Genomic DNA, 15,806 nt, shown 5'->3' with positions numbered 1-15,806 from the left:
CCGAGCTTGATGCGGCCGTCGTCGGCGAGCAGGACGTTCTCGGGCTTGAGGTCGCGGTGCACGATGCCGGCACGGTGCGCCGAGGCGAGGCCGGCGAGGACGGCCCGGAGGATGTCGGTCGCCTGCTCCGGCGTGAGCGCGTGGTGTTCCTGCAGGAGGTCGCGGAGCGTGATGCCCGGGATGTACTCCATGACGATGTACGCCGTGTCGTCCTCGGCGCCCTGGTCGTACACGCCGACGAGGTTCGGGTGGGAGAGCCGGGCGGCGGAGCGGGCCTCCTGGATGAAGCGCTCCCGGAAGGCCTGGTCGTCCGCCAGGTGGCCGTGCATGATCTTAGGGTCTGCTGCACCGTGGCGTTCTCGGAGCCGGGCAGGAAGTACAGCGGGTTGGCGAAGTCGTTGAACACCGCCACCGACTGCACGAGCACGACCGTGATGATGACGGGCTTGAGCAGCGGCAGGACGACCCCGAAGAACAGGCGGATCGGGCCGGCGCCGTCGAGCACCGCGGCCTCGTCGAGCTCCTTCGGGATCGTCGCGACGAAGGCCCGGAAGAGCAGGATGCAGAACGACAGGCCGAAGGTCGCCTCGATGAGGATCATCCCGCCCATCGTCTTGAACAGGTTGAGTCCCTGCAGGACCCAGATCGTCGGGACGATCGCGGGCGGGACGATGAGGCCGGCGAGCACGAAGAAGCTGATCACGCCGTTCCACCTGCTCGGACGACGCTGCAGCACGTAGCCGACCATGGCGGAGAAGACCACCATGATGACGACGCTGCCGACGGTGAGGACGGCACTGTTCAGGAACGCCCGGACGATCCCGCTCTCCCCGGTGGCGAACACGGCCTGCAGGTTCTGCCACAGCTGCCACTGGGTCGGCAGCGTGAAGCCGAGCTGGTTCGCCTCGGCCGGGCTCTTCGCGGCCTGCAGGAAGACGAAGACGAACGGCACGAGGAACACGACGAAGCTGACGACGATCGCGATGATGCCGATGACCCACTTGCGGGTCGTCTGGCGGTTCCGTCGGCGGGCGACGGGGGTCGGTGCGGAGCCGGTGCGCCGGCTGGTGGTGATCGCGGTCACAGGTCCGCCTCCTTGCGGTTGAGCAGCCACGAGATGGGCACCATGATCGCGGTCACGACGACGAACAACACGACGTTGCCCGCGGTCGACAACCCGTAGAACCCGGCCTGGTACTGCTTGTAGATCACACTCGCGATGACGTCGCTCGTGAACCCGGGGCCGCCGCCGGTCATCGCCCAGATGAGGTCGAACGACCGCAGGCCGCCGATGAGCGACAGGATGATGACCGTCCCCATCGCCGGACGCGACAGCGGCAGCGTGATGTTCCGGAAGATCGACCACGAGCTCGCGCCGTCGACCCGGGCGGCCTCGAAGTACTCCTGCGGGATCGCCACGATGCCCGCGATGAAGATGAGCGTGGCGATGCCGACGCCCTTCCAGACGTCCACCGCGGCGACGCTCCAGAGGGCGAGGGCCGGGTCGGTCAGCCACCCGGGGGTGGGGAGGCCGACCGCGCCGAGCGCGCCGTTGATGATGCCGTGGAAGGGGTCCATCAGCGCCTTGAACGTGATGCCGATGCCGATGGTCGACACCAGCACGGGGAAGAACACCACCGCTCGGAGGTAGCCGCGCCCGAGCACCGGGCTCGTGAGGAGCAGGGCGAGGGCGAGTCCGAGGACCACCTTCGCCGCGCTCGTCACGAACCCGTACTCGAACGTGTGCACGAACCCGGAGACGAGCTGCGGGTCCTGGAAGAACCGGACGAAGTTGTCGAAGCCGATGAAGGTCTGGTCGAACAGCGTCCAGCGGGTGAGCGAGAAGTAGAACCCCGCGAAGGTCGGGACCGCGAAGAACACGACGTACAGCGCGATCGCCGGGATGAAGAACCACGCCGGGTAGAACGAGCGCATGCGTCGGCGTGCCGGTCCGGGGCCCGCCTTCGTGGTCTCGGGCGGGGCGACCGCCGTCGTGAGCGTCGCGGTCACGCCGGTCACCAGCCCTTCAGTCCGAGCTGCTGCGCCTGCTGCACGACGTCCTGGTCGTACTGCTTCGCACCGACGGCCGCGCTGGAGATCCCGGAGCCGACCTGCACGCAGATCTTCTCGAGGTTCGGGCCCTTGATCGGCGAGAGGAACTCGAGCGCCGGCGTGGCCTTGCCGTCGTCGATGTACTTCTGCAGGTCGCTCAGCATCGGCGGCACCGAGCTCGGCAGGGTGCAGGTGGAGATCACGTACGGGCCACCGGGGGTGCCGGTGTCGTTCTGCACCTTGCAGCCCTCGGACGAGTTCGCGAAGGCGACGAACTTCTTCGCGGCCGCGAGCTTGTCGCCCGTGGTCGTCTTGGGGATGTAGAGGCCGTTCGGCTCCCAGATGGTGAGGTTCGTGTCGTCGGCGTTCTGCGCGGGGAGGGCGAAGGCGCCGATGTCGTCGACGGCGTCCGGGTTGTCCTGCTGCAGCGTCGAGATGGCGTTGGTGAGCATCGGGTACTGCGCCCCGGTGCCCTCGGCGAGCATCTTCAGACCGTTCGCCTGGGTGGCGGAGGCGAAGTCCTTGTTGACCAGGCCCTTGTCCTGTACCTCGGCCAGGTGCTCGAAGCCCGCGAGGGCCGGCTCCTTGGCGTAGGACTCCTTGTTCTTCGTGTACTGCGTCGCCCAGTTGCTCTGCTGCGCGGTGATGTTCGCGAAGTCGCCGAGCACGAAGAGCTGGCTCGTCCAGGTGTCGCCGTAGGTCTGGATGATCGGGGCGACCTTGCCGGCGTCCTTGATCTTCTCGCTGTTGCTGATGAACTCGTTCCAGGTGGTGGGGACGCTCAGGCCGAGGTCCTCGTAGACCTTCTTGTTGTACATCACGGCGCCGCCGAAGCTCGTGCCGAACGGGGCGCCGTACATGCCCTTGTCGGTGCTCACGACCTTGACGAACTGCTTGTCGACGTCCTTCGCCCAGCTCTCCTTCGACAGGTCGACGAGGGTGTTGTCGGGGTTCAGGGCCTGCAGCAGCGAGCCGGAGTTGTAGTTGAAGACGTCGTCCATCTCGCCGGTCGACAGCTGGGTCTTGACCAGGTTGTCGCCGTCGGTGCCCTGCGGCTTCGTGTCCACCTTGACGGTGATGTCCGGGTTGGCCTTCTCGAACGCCGCGACGAGTGCCTTGGTGGTCACCGCGGTGGCGGTGGAGTTGTCGACCAGGTAGCTGATCTGCACCTTGCCGCCGCTGCTGCCGGTGTCGGCTGAGCCGCCGGACGAACAGGCGGCCAGGCTGCCGATGAGGACCGTGGCGCCGCCGATGGCGAGCAACCTGGTGGTCAGGGAACGAGCTGACATTCCTTACCTCCTCGTAAGGCCGGGGCGGGGTACCCCGGGTGAAACGGTGCCGGTCGCCGCGCCGGTGCGGCTTCCGGTGGTGCTGTTTAGAACGTTTCAATCGGAATGGAACCATGCGGATTGAAGCGTGTCAATCACCGATTCGGTTTCGTTACGCACGGACGGACCCCGTGCCCGGTGCGTTGGCCAGGAGGCGCGGCCCGGCCCCGGCGGGCGGGCGTGCGCGGAGTGGCTGCGCGAGACTCGGCTCGGCGGACTGTTTCGCGGCTGCGGGCCCGCGAGGGTGTCCGCCCACGCGAGACTCGGGTGCGCCGGGGCTGCGCGATGGTGGGGCTCGCGGAGTTTCGCGCTGGCCGACACTTCACGGGGTCGCCGGCGCGTGAGGTGTCGCTCAGCGCGAAACGCGTGCGCGGAGTGGCTGCGCGAGACTCGGCTCGGCGGACTGTTTCGCGGCTGCGGACCCGCGAGGGTGTCCGCCCACGCGAGACTCGGGGTGCGCCGGGGCCGCCCAGGGGCGGGGCTCGCGGGGTTTCGCGCTGGCCGACACTTCACGGGGTCGCCGGCGCGTGAGGTGTCGCTCAGCGCGAAACGCGCGCGCGGAGTGGCTGCGCGAGACTCGGCTCGGCGGACTGTTTCGCGGCTGCGGACCCGCGAGGGTGTCCGCCCACGCGAGACTCGGGGTGCGCCGGGGCCGCCCAGGGGCGGGGCTCGCGGGGTTTCGCGCTGGCCGACACTTCACGGGGTCGCCGGCGCGTGAGGTGTCGCTCAGCGCGAAACGCGCGCGCGGGGTGGCTACGCGAGACTCGGCTCGGCGGACTGTTTCGCGGCTGCGGGCCCGCGAGGGTGTCCGCCCACGCGAGACTCGGGATCGCGACGGCCGCGACGGCCGCGACGGCCGCGACAGCCGCCCGGCGCCGGCGGCCGCCCGGCGCCCGGCGCCCGCCGCTCAGGCCTCGGTGCGCCGGGGGTCGCTCGGCGCCGTCCGGGCGGCCACCTCGGCGGCCCGCGCACGCCCGAGCGTGCTCTCCCGCGGGACCAGCTCGCTCCCGAGCACCACCGTCCGGTGCACGTGCTCCGCCGGGTCCTCGTCGAGCTCGGCCAGCAGCAGGTCGACCGCGACCGAGCCCATCTCGGAGCCGTGCATCGTCACCGAGGTGAGCGGGACCGCGCCGCCCCATGCGATCGAGTTGTGGTCGCAGCCGGTCACGGGGATGTCCTCCGGCACGCGGAGTCCAGCCGCCCGCAGCTCCGTCACCACGGCCATCGCGAGGAGGTCGGTCACCCCGAGCACCCCGTCCGGCCGCGCGTCGGCGGGCATCGCGGCGATCCGGGCCCCCGCGTCCGTGCCACCCGGCGGGTCGATGTCGCCCGCGTCGACGTCCACGAGCTCGACACCCGGGTGCTCCGCGATCGCCCGGAGCAGCCCCTGCCGACGCCGTGCCACGGGCTGGAGGTCCGGACGCGCACTCACGAACCCGATCCGCCGGCACCCCTGCTCGATGAGGTGCGTCGTGGCGACGTAGCCGGCCTGCTCGTTGTCGACGATGACCGAGCAGGCATCGACCTCGGCGGGTTCGTAGTTGACGTACACGACGGGGAGCCCGTGCTTCCGGACGGTCTCGACCTGCTGCTTCGACGCGGTCATCGACGCCAGCAGGATCCCGGACACCCTGGTGCTCTCGAGGAACGCGAGGTGCTCGGCCTGCGCCTCCAGGTCGTTGTCGCTGTTCGTCACGAGCAGGGTGTTGCCCCGGGCCCGCGCGGTGGTCTGGGCGCCGCTGACCATGTCCGTGAACAGGGAGTTCCGGAGCGACGTCACCACCAGGCCGATCGCCCGGTTGCTCCCCGACGCGAGCGCACGGGCGTTGCGGTTCGGCGTGTAGCCGAGGTCGCTGATCGCGGACCGGACGCGGTCGGCCGTCGCGTCCGCCACGCGCTCCGGGTGGTTCAGGACGTTCGAGACCGTCGCGAGCGAGACGCCCGCCCGAGCGGCGACGTGGTGCACGCTCGGCGGTCCGTCGCGCCTGGGGACATGCACCATGCTCCGATCGTAGGCGGAGCGGGGTTCCGGCCCGGCCACCGTCGGACGGGAGGCGCGGTGCGGCGCCGACCCGCGCCTCCCGTCCGACGCGGCGCACCACCGGATCCGCGAGCGCGACCGCGGTCGACGCAGGCCGCGCACCGCGCACGCGCGGACCGCACCTCGCGCGCCCGCGCCTCAGCGCTCGACGACCGTGGACTGCCGCACGACGAGCTCGGGCGTGAACTCCACGTGCAGCTGGTCCGTGCCCTGCCCCTGGTCGACCTGGGCCACGAGCAGCTCGATCGCCCTCCGGCCGAGGTCCTGCGCCGGCTGCCGCACCGAGGTGAGCGGGACGACCGCGGCCTCGGCGAAGGCGATGTCGTCGTACCCGACGATCGCGATCTCCTCCGGGACCCGGATCGACCCGCGCATGATGAAGGCCTGCTCGAGGCCGACGGCGAGCAGGTCGTTCGCGGCGAACACCGCGTCCGGACGTTCGGCGGCCGGTCGGGCCTGGATCTCCTCGCCGACGCGCCGGCCCTCGAGGACGGACAGCGACGTGGTCGGGATCACCTCGAGTGCCGCACCCGCCGCGTCGGAGGCCGCGACCGCGCCGGTGTGGCGGTCGGTGACCTGCCGGATGCCGAACGGGCCACCGACGAAGGCGATCCGGCGGCGCCCGATGGCGGTGAGGTGCTCGACGGCGATGCGGCCCCCGGCGACGTCGTCGACCGACACCGAGGCGAAGTGCTCGTCGTCGGCCCGGCGGTCCACGAGCACCACGGCGGTGCCCTGGTCGCGCAGCCGTTCGAGCCGGCTGAGGTCGTCCCCAGCGGGGGAGATGAGGAGTCCGGCGACGCGACGCTCCTCGAACAGCTCGACGTAGGTGTGTTCCCGGTCGACCGACTCGTCGGAGTTGCCGACGAGGACCGCGAGGCCCCGCTGCATCGCCGCGTCCTCGGCCCCGCGGGCGACGTCGGTGAAGAACGGGTTGCCGCCGTCGAGGACGATGAGCCCGACGGTCGAACTGCGGCCGGCCCGGAGCTGCCGCGCGGAGTCGTTGCGGACGAACCCGAGCTCGGCGATCGCGGACTGCACGCGTTCGACGGTCCCGGGGGCGACCTTGTCGGGGCGGTTGAGCACGTTCGAGACGGTGCCGAGGGACACACCGGCGAGCGCTGCGACGTCCCGAACGCTCACTGCCATGGGGTCATCCTGACATCGGGGCGGGCGTTCCGGTGGAGCGACTTGCCCTCCGGCCGAACGGCGAGTACGGTCTCCGCAGCACCGTTGAAACGATTCACAGTCGAACACGCGAACGGAGGACCAATGGCGGTCCGTATCGGAGCCCGGAACACCACGGGCTGGAAGGCGACCATCTCGGTCGCCATGTCGAACTACATCGAGTCCGGGTCGATCATCGCGATCGCCACGAGCCTCAGCCTCTGGCAGGCGCAGTTCCACGTCGGCGACCTGCAGGTCGGGCTCCTCGCGAGCCTGTCCGCGAACGCGTTCGGCGCGGCCGCCGGCGCGATCATCGGCGGCCCGCTGTGCGACCGCTACGGCCGGAAGTTCATCTACACCTACGACCTGCTGCTCTACATGCTCGGCATCCTGCTCGCCGTGTTCGCCGGCAGCTACGGGATGCTCCTCGTCGGTTTCATCCTCAACGGCATCGCCGTCGGCGCCGGAGTCCCCGCGAGCTGGACCTACATCGCCGAGCAGGCGCCCGCCGACAAGCGCGCCGCCCACGTCGGCACGGCGCAGCTCGCGTGGTCGATCGGCCCGATGGTCGGGTTCGCCCTCGCCATCGCCGCGGCCCCGCTCGGACTGCTCGGCAGCCGACTGATCTTCGCGCACCTGTTCGTCGTCGCCGCGATCGTGTGGTGGCTGCGACGCGGCCTGCCCGAGTCCACGATCTGGAAGGACGAGCGTGCTGCCACCGGCTCCGCGAACTTCTTCCACGGCTTCGGCCAGCTGTTCAGCCGGCGCGGGAACCTCACCGCGATGCTGTTCCTGTTCGGCGTCTACGCGCTCTGGAACACCGTCGCCGGACAGGCCGGGATCTTCCAGCCACGCGTCTACTCGGCCACCGGCGTGACGAGCGTCACCGAGCAGTACGGGCTGCAGATCCTCGTGTGGGGCTGCACCGTCGCCGCGACGTACTTCGGCTTCATGCGCTTCGCCGACCGGATGAGCCGTCGGCTGCTCTACGCGATCGGCGCCGCGCTCGCGGTCGTCGCCTGGGCCGTCCTCATCTACGCCCCCGCGACCCTCGGCACACTGCTGTTCTTCGCGATCGCCTGGGGCATCTCCTCGGGCATCGGCGCGCAGGCGTTCTACGGCCTCTGGACGAGCGAGCTGTTCGCCACCCGGTACCGTGCGAGTGCGCAGGGCGTCCTGTTCCTCGCCGCCCGCGTCATGGTCGGCCTGCTGAGCATCTGGTTCCCGCTCCTGCTCGCCGACATCGGGCTCCGCGCGCTCGGCGGGCTCATCCTCGGGCTGCTCGCGCTGTCGTTCCTGGTCGGCACGATCTGGGCGCCGAGGACGCAGGGCAAGACCCTCGAGGAGATCGAGGCCGAACGGTACGGCACCGTCACCAGCGCGACCGGCACGGTCCGCACCCCCGAGGAGCACGCCGCGCGCCAGCAGGCGCTGCGGGGTGCGCGAGCCGAGCGGACGCGCCGGTGAGCGACGCGGCCCAGCGTGATCCGCGCCTCCTGGACGGTCCTGGAGGCGCGGATCACGTGACCCGCGTCTGCTTCCGCCTGCAGGTGGGGACCGAGCACCTCGACGCCTACCGCGAGCGGCACGCCGCGGTCTGGCCCGCGATGCTCCGGGCGATCGCGACCGCGGGACGGCGGAACTACTCGCTGTTCCTCGACGACGACGGCCTGCTCATCGGCTACTACGAGACGGACTCGGTCGCCGATGCCGACGCGTCGCTCGCCGCGTCCGAGGTGGCGGCCGCGTGGGAGGCGCACATGCAGCAGCTGTTCGACGGCACCACCGGTCGGGCGGACCAGACGGCGCGGGTCCTGCCCGAGGTCTTCAACCTCGAGGACCAGCTCGCGGCCGCCGCCGACTGAACGCTCCGCGAACGTCCACGGACCGTCCAGTCGCCTGATCGACGCCGTGGCTAGCGTGGGGCCATGCAGCCGCCCGCAGCCGGGACCCTCCGCGTCCTCCACCTCTCCGACACCCACCTCACGGGCGACGGAACCCTGCACCAGGGGTCCGTCGACACGACCGCCGCGCTCGAGGGGGTGCTCGCACGCGCCGACGGCGTCCCGGGGGTCGGGCTCGTGGTGGTCTCCGGCGACGTCTCCGGAGACGGGTCACCGGAGTCGTACGCCGCCGTCGTCGAACGCGTCGGCGGCTGGGCGGGGCGCCACGGTGCGGCGCTCGTCACCGTGCCGGGCAACCACGACCTCCGCGAGGGGTTCCGCCAGGTCCTCGCGAACGGGCACGTCCTCGGCGAGGGCGGCCGGCCGCTCATGCACACGATGGAACACCACCCGCCGACCGTGCCGGTCGCCGGGCAGTCCCTCGTCGCCGGGCGCCGGATCGTCACCGTGGACACGAGTGTCCCCGGCGCCGGGTACGGCGAGATCGCCGAGGCGTCGCTCGAGCGACTCCGCGCCGCCCTCGCCGGCGACCACGCTCCGCACGGCACCGTCGTCGTCCTGCACCACCCGCCGCTGCCGGCACCGACCGCACTGCACGACGCCCTGCGGCTCCGCAACCCCGGGGCGCTCGCCGACGTGATCCGCGGCTCGGACGTCCGGGTCGTGCTCGCCGGGCACTACCACCACCACTTCGCCGGGTCCCTCGCGGGCGTCCCGGTGCTCGTGGCCCCCGGCGTCGCGAACGACACCGACGTCACCGGCCCCTACGAGGAGGAGTCGGCGTACGTCGACGCCGGCGCGCTCGTCGTCGACCTCGCCGAGGACGGGTCCGTCTGGTCGACGCCGATCCGGGTGCCGCGGCCCGACGCCGATCCGCTCGCCTTCGCGCTCGACGCGGACACCGTGACGCGTGTCATCGAGGCGTCCACCGGGCGGTAGGCGCACCGGCCGACGCACGGGGGACGTCCAGCGACCTCGCATTCGGGTCGCAGTCGGGAACTCCGAGTAGGAGAGGTGTCACACCTGGAGTGAAGGAGTACCCATGCGGATCGGCAGCGCAGTGCAGTACGACCGGTACGGCGACTTCGACGTCGTCGAACTCGTCCCGCAGGAGCGACCAGACGCGGGTCCCGGCGAGGTCGTCGTCGAGATCGTCGCGGCGGGGCTCAACCACATCGAGCGGTTCCTCCGCGAGGGCAAGCTCCGCGACCACATCGAGCTCGACTTCCCGGCACGACAGGGCGTCGACTTCGCCGGCATCGTCCGGGCACGCGGTGAAGGGATCAAGGACCTCCGCGTCGGCGACGAGGTGATGGGGCACGCGCCGAACGGCGGGTCGCACGCCACCTGGCTCGCCGTCCCGCGCAGCGCCGTCATCAAGAAGCCGGAGCACGTCGGGTGGGAGGTCGCCGGCGGCCTCTACCTCGCCGGCTGCACCGCGGTCTCGGTCGTCCGCGGCCTGAAGCTCGGCCCCCAGGACACCGTGGTGATCACCGCGGCGGCCGGCGGCGTCGGACACATCGAGTGCCAGCTCGCGCACGACGCCGGCGCCACCGTCATCTCGCTCGGCAGCGCGCGCAACCACGACTACCTGCGCCAGATCGGCACCCTCCCCGTCGTGTACGGCGAGGGCGAGGAGGAGCGCATCCGCGCCATCGCCGACGGCCGTCCGATCACGGCGTTCATCGACAACCACGGCGAGAGTCGGGCCGAGGAGCTCGCGGAGCGTCTCGGCGTCGCACCGGGGCGGTTCGTGTCGTCCGAGGCGCGACGTGACATCGAGATCCGGTTCCTGCGGGCCCCGGCCGACGACGAGGAGCCGCGCGAGCTCCTGACGCTCCTGGCCAAGGCCGTGCAGGACCGACGCGTGCAGGTGCTCATCTCGGGGTTCTACCCGTTCGAGTACATCGTCGAGGCCTACGAGGACCTCGCCGAGATGAAGTCCCGCGGCAAGGTGGTCATCGGCATGCAGACCGTCGAGACCGGCGCACGGATGGACTGGTACCGGTCGGAGAAGGCCCGGGACCTGCGCGACCGGTACGCCGACGCGCGGGGGAGCGACACGGAGACCATGGCGGGCGGCTCCACGAGCTGACCCAGCCATCGACGAGCGGAGCGGCCGCGGCGCAGTGCGCCGCGGCCGTCGTCAGCTCAGGACGTCCTTCGTGGCGAAGCGGCTGTACGCCAGCGCGCCGAAGACCACGACGTAGCCGAGCTGCAGCAGGGCGTTCGAGCCGAAGGAGTCGAACGCGATCGGGTCGCGCAGCAGGTCCCCGAAGCCGAGCCACTGGTGCGAGAACAGGTACGGGTGCAGCCAGTCGAGCTGCGGCAGCTGGTCGAGCACCTGGGACGCGCCGGCGAGCACGACCGTCGCCGCCATCGCGCCGACGGGCACGGTGGTCAGGGTGGACGCGAAGAGCCCGATCGCCGACAACCCGAGCATCGACAGCGTCACGTACAGCGCCAGCAGCAGCGCGCGTCCGGCGTAGGACCAGCCGTCCACCTGCGTGCCCGACAGCAGCGTGACCGGACCGATCGGGAACAGCACGGCACCGATCGCGGCGCCGACCACCACGATGAGGAGCGTCGCCGCGAGGCAGAAGGCCACCGCGCCGACGTACTTGACGAGGATGAAGCGCACCCGGCCGGTCGGGGCCACGAGCAGGTAGCGGATGGTGCCGTGGCTCGCCTCGCCCGCGACGGTGTCGCCCGCGACGACCCCCACGGTGAGCGGCAGGAACAGTGGGATCGACACGGTCAGGGCCGTGAACGCCACGAACAGTCCGTTGTTCGTGATGTCGCCGAGGAACGCCGGACCGCCCGAGTCCCGCCCGGTCGTGATCCTGACCGCGACCGCGATGAGGATCGGCACGAGTGCGAGCGCCCCGAGCATCGCCCAGGTGCGACGGCGTCGGAAGACCAGGGCGAGTTCGGACCCGAGCAGCGCGAACGGGCGCTGGCGGGGACGCGGGGTGTCGCGCGCGTCGGGGGTCGCTGACCCGGCGGTGGACACGGTGGCGGCGTCAGGCAGCGACATCGAAGCCCTCTCCGGTGAGGGCGACGAACAGGTCCTCGAGGGTGCCGCCGCCGACGGTCAGCCCGCGGACCCGGACGTCAGCGCGGACGAGCTCGGTCGTGATGGTCTCCGGCAGGACCTCGTGCGGCAGGTCGGCGACGAGGACGTCGGCTCCGCCCTCGTGCCGCGGGGTCAGGCCGAGGCGGATCAGCACGGTGCCGGCCTGCCCGAGGTCCGGCGTGCGGACCGTGACCGTCCGGGCTCCGGCGGCGCGGAGTTCGTCGAGCGGACCCTGCGCGACGATCTTCCCGGTGCGCATCACCGCGGCGTGGGTGCAGACCTGCTCGATCTCGGCCAGCAGGTGGCTCGACACGAACACCGTCGTGCCGTCGTCCGCGAGGGACCGGATGAGGTTCCGGACCTCGCGCGTGCCCTGCGGGTCGAGGCCGTTCGTGGGCTCGTCGAGCACGAGCAGGTCGCGCGGGGCGAGCAGCGCGTTCGCGAGGCCGAGACGCTGCTTCATGCCGAGCGAGTACGCGTGTGCCTTCTTGCCCGCGGCGTGCGCGAGCCCGACGCGGTCGAGTGCGCTCGCGACGCGGTCCTTCCGGGTCCGCGGGTCCGACGTGGGGTCGGCCGCGTCGAACCGGAACAGGTTCGCGCGCCCGGACAGGTACGGGTAGAACGCCGGTCCCTCGACGAGCGCGCCGACCCGCGGCAGGACGTCGTGCAGGGCCCTCGGCATCGGTTGGCCGAGCAGCTCGATCGTGCCGTCCGTCGCGCTCGAGAGGCCGAGGAGCATGCGGATCGTCGTCGTCTTGCCGGAGCCGTTCGGCCCGAGGAAGCCGAACACCGAACCGCGCGGCACGGCGAGGTCGATCCCGTCCACCGCCCGCTGCCTGCGGAAGACCTTCGCCAGCCCGGTGGTGCGGATGGCGAGGGCCGCGTCGGACGTGCTCACTCGGCTGCGGCGACCAGTGCCGACACCGGGACCGCGCCCGCGAGGACCCGGCCGTCGTCGGTGAGGTAGACCGACACGAGTGAGGTCTGCACCGCGCGGCCGCCGTCGACCGATCGGGTCAGCTGGTCGAGCAGACCGGCCTGGTCGGCACCGAGCGCGGACTCGTCGACCGTGCCCTTCGGCAGCTCGGCGATGGCGCTCCAGCCCGTGCCGGTGACCGTCGGCTCGTCGCCCGGACGCCCGTGCCGGTGCTGCGCGCCCTCGTCGTGGGCCGTGGCGTCGGAGAGGTCCTTCGTCTCGACGGTCGCGTTCGCCGGCGGCGTGAAGTCGAACAGCCGCGCGGCCGGTGCGCCGTACTGCAGGCTCGTGAAGCCGACCTCGACGGCGGGGTCGCTCTGGCCCTTCGCCGCGATCGTGGCGCGGAGCGGCAGCCCGGTCTGCTGGTCGACCGCCAGGCGGACGGACCCGACGAGCGTGCCGGACGACTTCGGCGTGAGGGTGATCTGCCACGCGTCGTGCCCGGCGACCCGGACCTCGGTCGGCTTCGAGACGGTGGTGCTCGGCGTGATCGCGTCGATCGCCTGCTTCGCGACGTCGGCCGGCGTCATCGTGCCGGACTGCGGCGCCTGGGCGTCCTTCGGCAGGGTGACGTGCGTCGCCGTGCGCTCCTTCGAGTCCCAGGTCCAGACGTCGGTCCCGTTCCGGACGAGGTCCTGCTCGGCGAGCTGCTGCGTCAGCTGGACGCGCTGCTTGGACGCGCCGTCGACGTAGACGCGGGCGGTGTGCGACGAGGTCAGGAGTCCGAGGGCGTCCGAGGCGTCGCCCTCGAGCGAGGAACCGCCGGACCCGGTGGGGAGCTCGGGCAGCCCGAGGTCGCTCGTCTGCACGAGCTTGCCGGAGTACTTCGCGTCGGAGGACCCCGCGATGCTGGCGATGACGTCCGCCGCGCTCGGGTTCGTCCCCGCGACCGGGTCGCTCGACGCGTTCGCGATCATCGGTGCGGCGACGGCGCCGGCGACGACGACCGGTGCGATGACGGCGGGCAGCCAGGCTGACTTCTTCATCGGTTTCCCCTCGGTGGTTCGTGTGGGACGGCAGCACCGTACGTCCGGCAACCGACAGAACGCTGGGGGCGCTGCGACCTCCCTAGAATCGGTGCGCGGACGCGGTTCCGTGCGCGACGGCGAAGGAGACGGCATGCGGGCGGTGCTCGGACTGGACATCGGCACGTCGAGCACGAAGGCACTGCTCGCCCGGCTGGACGGGACGGTCCTCGCCGAAGCGAGCCGACGGCACGACGTCGACCGCCCGGAGCAGGGACTCGTCGAGATGGACGGCGACTCGTGGTGGACGGAGTCCACGACGCTGACACGCGAACTGCTCGCTGCGGTGCCCGACGCCGAGGTCGCGGCCGTCGGCGTGAGCGGGATCGGACCGTGCGTCCTGCTGACCGACGAGGACGACCGTCCGCTGCGGCCCGCAGTCCTGTACGGCGTGGACACGCGCACTGCGGACATGCTCCCCGGCGTGACGGCGGAGCTCGGTGGCGTCGACGTCGTGCGGGCACGGTGCGGCAGCGCCCTGAGCACCCAGGCGGCCGGTGTGAAGCTCGCCTGGCTGGCGCGGAACGAGCCGTCCACGTGGTCACGGGCCGCCCGGTTCACGATGCCGTCCTCCCGCGTGGTCGGACTGCTGACCGGCGAGTACGTGCTCGACCACCACTCGGCGAGCCAGACCACGCCGCTGTACGACGTGCACGAGAACCGCTGGATCCCCGAGTGGTGCGAGCAGCTCGCGCCAGGGCTCTCGATGCCACGCCTGGTGTGGTCGGGTGACCGGGCCGGAGTCGTGACGGCCGAGGCGGCCGCGGCCACGGGCCTCCCGGCCGGCATCCCGGTGACCGCTGGTGCGATCGACGCATGGGCCGAGGGCGTGAGCGTCGGCGAGACCGTGCCCGGGCGCATGTTCCTGCAGTACGGGACCACCATGTTCATGATCGCGCCGACGGCCGAGGCGATCGCGGTGCCCGGGATGTGGACGACGGTCGGAACGCACCCGGGGCAGCCGTGTGTGGCGGGCGGTACGGCGACGTCCGGGGCGATCACCGACTGGTTGCGGCGGCTCGTCGACGGTGACTGGGCGACGATGCTCGACGAGGCCGCGGTGTCCGGGCCGGGCGCCAACGGACTGCTCATGCTGCCGTACTTCGCGGGGGAGCGGACCCCGATCGCCGACCCGCACGCCCGCGGCGTCGTCGCCGGTCTGACCGTGCGGCACACACGGGGCGACCTGTACCGTGCGGCGCTCGAGGCCACGGCGTACGCGGTCCGGCACAACCTCGAGGCGCTCCAGGCCGCTGGCGTCGAGGTACGGGAGCTCGTCGGCGCGGGAGGGGGCCTGCGCGGTGCGCTCTGGCCGACGATCGTCACGGACGTCACCGGGCTGCCCCAGACCGTGCCGAGCGTGACCGTGGGTGCGTCGTACGGGTCGGCGTTCCTCGCGGCCGGCCTGGTGGCGGACGTCGACATCGCGACCTGGAACCCGCCGTCCGAGGTCATCCGTCCGGACCCGGATGCGCACCGGGCGTACGAGGAGGGGTACCGGGACTACCGCGATCTGTACGAGGCCACCGCCGCGGTGGTCCATCGGCTGGCGGAGCGGACGACGCGGTCGGCACAGCACCCCTGAGCGGGCCGACCGCGTCGGTCGTTCAAGCCCGTCGGGACGGGATGATCGAGACCTTGACGCTCGCACCGGCCGAGTCGCCGACCAGGTCGAGTGCTTCCTGGAAGTCCTCCAGCGCGAACTGGTGCGTGCAGATCTCCGACATCGGCAGGGTCTCCGACTCGAGGAGCTTGATGGCCGCCGGCCAGGTGTGCGGACCGAGGTGTGCCCCACGGACGTCGAGCTCCTTGTCGTCGCCTGCCGGTGTCCGCGCTCGGTTCTCCGGGTCCACCGGCACGAGGAGCTCGTCCGCGTGCACCGCGTCACCGCTGAGGTACTGCACCGAGTACGACAGCCGGAGCCGCCGGGTCTCGTCCGCGGTCGAGCGGAACGGCCGGATCGCGGCGAGGTACCGTGCCGCGAAGCCGAGCAGGCGGTTCGCGAGCAGCGCCTCGGCGACACCGAGGAGCGCGACGTGCTCGTCCTCGTGCCCCGAGCCGATGTGCAGTGCGCGCTCGGTGAGCACGACCGCGGCCTGGGCGTTGCCGTCCACCACGTACGAGCGGGCCGCACGGAGCAGCGCGACCACGTCCGGGACGTCGTCGACGAAGCTGCGGTGCCACGCCGCCGCACGCGGGTCGGACTCGGCGCTCGCCGCGGCGAGCTCGGTGTGTGC

The 15,806-nt window shown here is 71.8% G+C and carries 12 protein-coding genes and 3 pseudogenes; 5 read left to right on the top strand and 10 right to left on the bottom strand.

Annotated features, from left to right (window positions below; genetic code table 11):
• From I5E_RS02810 to I5E_RS02780, 6 genes and pseudogenes are all read right to left on the bottom strand, one after another.
• Positions 1 to 335, bottom strand: a pseudogene (locus I5E_RS02810) (protein kinase domain-containing protein); the annotation flags it as partial.
• Between the two features lie 86 nt (positions 336 to 421).
• Positions 422 to 748 (bottom strand): annotated as a pseudogene (locus tag I5E_RS26185) (ABC transporter permease subunit); the annotation flags it as partial.
• Positions 749 to 1,080: 332 nt separating this feature from the next.
• A complete protein-coding gene (locus tag I5E_RS02795) occupies positions 1,081 to 1,935 on the bottom strand; it encodes a carbohydrate ABC transporter permease (RefSeq protein ID WP_083857841.1) in 855 nt (284 codons plus the stop codon).
• 80 nt (positions 1,936 to 2,015) lie between these two features.
• Entirely contained in the window at positions 2,016 to 3,341 is a 1,326-nt protein-coding gene (locus I5E_RS02790; protein WP_031261261.1) for an ABC transporter substrate-binding protein, read from the bottom strand.
• A gap of 946 nt (positions 3,342 to 4,287) precedes the next feature.
• The gene (locus tag I5E_RS02785) at positions 4,288 to 5,382 is read right to left on the bottom strand and encodes a LacI family DNA-binding transcriptional regulator (protein WP_042723527.1); all 1,095 of its coding nucleotides are present in this window, start codon (positions 5,380 to 5,382) and stop codon (positions 4,288 to 4,290) included.
• A 177-nt stretch (positions 5,383 to 5,559) separates the two neighbouring features.
• On the bottom strand, positions 5,560 to 6,570 hold the full coding sequence (locus tag I5E_RS02780) for a LacI family DNA-binding transcriptional regulator (RefSeq protein WP_022905644.1): 1,011 nt from the start codon (positions 6,568 to 6,570) through the stop codon (positions 5,560 to 5,562).
• Positions 6,571 to 6,693: 123 nt separating this feature from the next.
• Between I5E_RS02780 and I5E_RS02775 the strand changes: the two genes are divergently transcribed.
• The 4 genes from I5E_RS02775 (at position 6,694) to I5E_RS02760 (ending at position 10,587) form a co-directional block, all read left to right on the top strand.
• A complete protein-coding gene (locus I5E_RS02775) occupies positions 6,694 to 8,055 on the top strand; it encodes an MFS transporter (RefSeq protein WP_022905643.1) in 1,362 nt (453 codons plus the stop codon).
• Between the two features lie 56 nt (positions 8,056 to 8,111).
• Positions 8,112 to 8,453, top strand: a complete 342-nt coding sequence (locus I5E_RS02770; protein WP_022905642.1) for an L-rhamnose mutarotase — start codon at positions 8,112 to 8,114, stop codon at positions 8,451 to 8,453.
• A gap of 63 nt (positions 8,454 to 8,516) precedes the next feature.
• Positions 8,517 to 9,431 carry a metallophosphoesterase gene (locus I5E_RS02765; RefSeq protein ID WP_022905641.1) on the top strand — a complete coding sequence of 305 codons (915 nt, stop codon included), beginning with the start codon at positions 8,517 to 8,519 and terminating at the stop codon, positions 9,429 to 9,431.
• A 103-nt stretch (positions 9,432 to 9,534) separates the two neighbouring features.
• Positions 9,535 to 10,587, top strand: a complete 1,053-nt coding sequence (locus I5E_RS02760) for an NADP-dependent oxidoreductase (RefSeq protein WP_022905640.1) — start codon at positions 9,535 to 9,537, stop codon at positions 10,585 to 10,587.
• Between the two features lie 51 nt (positions 10,588 to 10,638).
• On the opposite strand, the gene I5E_RS02755 is transcribed toward I5E_RS02760, so the two are convergent.
• Genes I5E_RS02755 through I5E_RS02745 form a run of 3 tightly spaced genes read right to left on the bottom strand, consistent with a single transcriptional unit; the run spans position 10,639 to position 13,530 of the window.
• On the bottom strand, positions 10,639 to 11,529 hold the full coding sequence (locus tag I5E_RS02755) for an ABC transporter permease (RefSeq protein WP_022905639.1): 891 nt from the start codon (positions 11,527 to 11,529) through the stop codon (positions 10,639 to 10,641).
• Entirely contained in the window at positions 11,516 to 12,466 is a 951-nt protein-coding gene (locus tag I5E_RS02750) for an ABC transporter ATP-binding protein (protein ID WP_031261249.1), read from the bottom strand. The genes I5E_RS02755 and I5E_RS02750 overlap by 14 nt, the downstream gene beginning before the upstream one ends.
• Complete coding sequence (locus I5E_RS02745) at positions 12,463 to 13,530, bottom strand: LolA family protein (RefSeq protein WP_031261248.1); 1,068 nt, start codon at positions 13,528 to 13,530, stop codon at positions 12,463 to 12,465. The genes I5E_RS02750 and I5E_RS02745 overlap by 4 nt, the downstream gene beginning before the upstream one ends.
• Positions 13,531 to 13,663: 133 nt before the next feature.
• On the opposite strand from I5E_RS02745, the gene I5E_RS02740 reads away from it, so the two are divergent.
• Entirely contained in the window at positions 13,664 to 15,154 is a 1,491-nt protein-coding gene (locus I5E_RS02740) for a xylulokinase (protein WP_031261247.1), read from the top strand.
• A gap of 22 nt (positions 15,155 to 15,176) precedes the next feature.
• Here the strand turns inward: I5E_RS02740 and I5E_RS26180 are convergent.
• Positions 15,177 to 15,806: pseudogene (locus tag I5E_RS26180) on the bottom strand (hypothetical protein); the annotation flags it as partial.

It is taken from the genome of Curtobacterium sp. B18, from assembly GCF_000333375.1.
Taxonomy (GTDB): domain Bacteria; phylum Actinomycetota; class Actinomycetes; order Actinomycetales; family Microbacteriaceae; genus Curtobacterium.
Note: the sequence above shows the minus strand (reverse complement) of the source record. Positions and strands in the feature narration are given on the sequence as shown.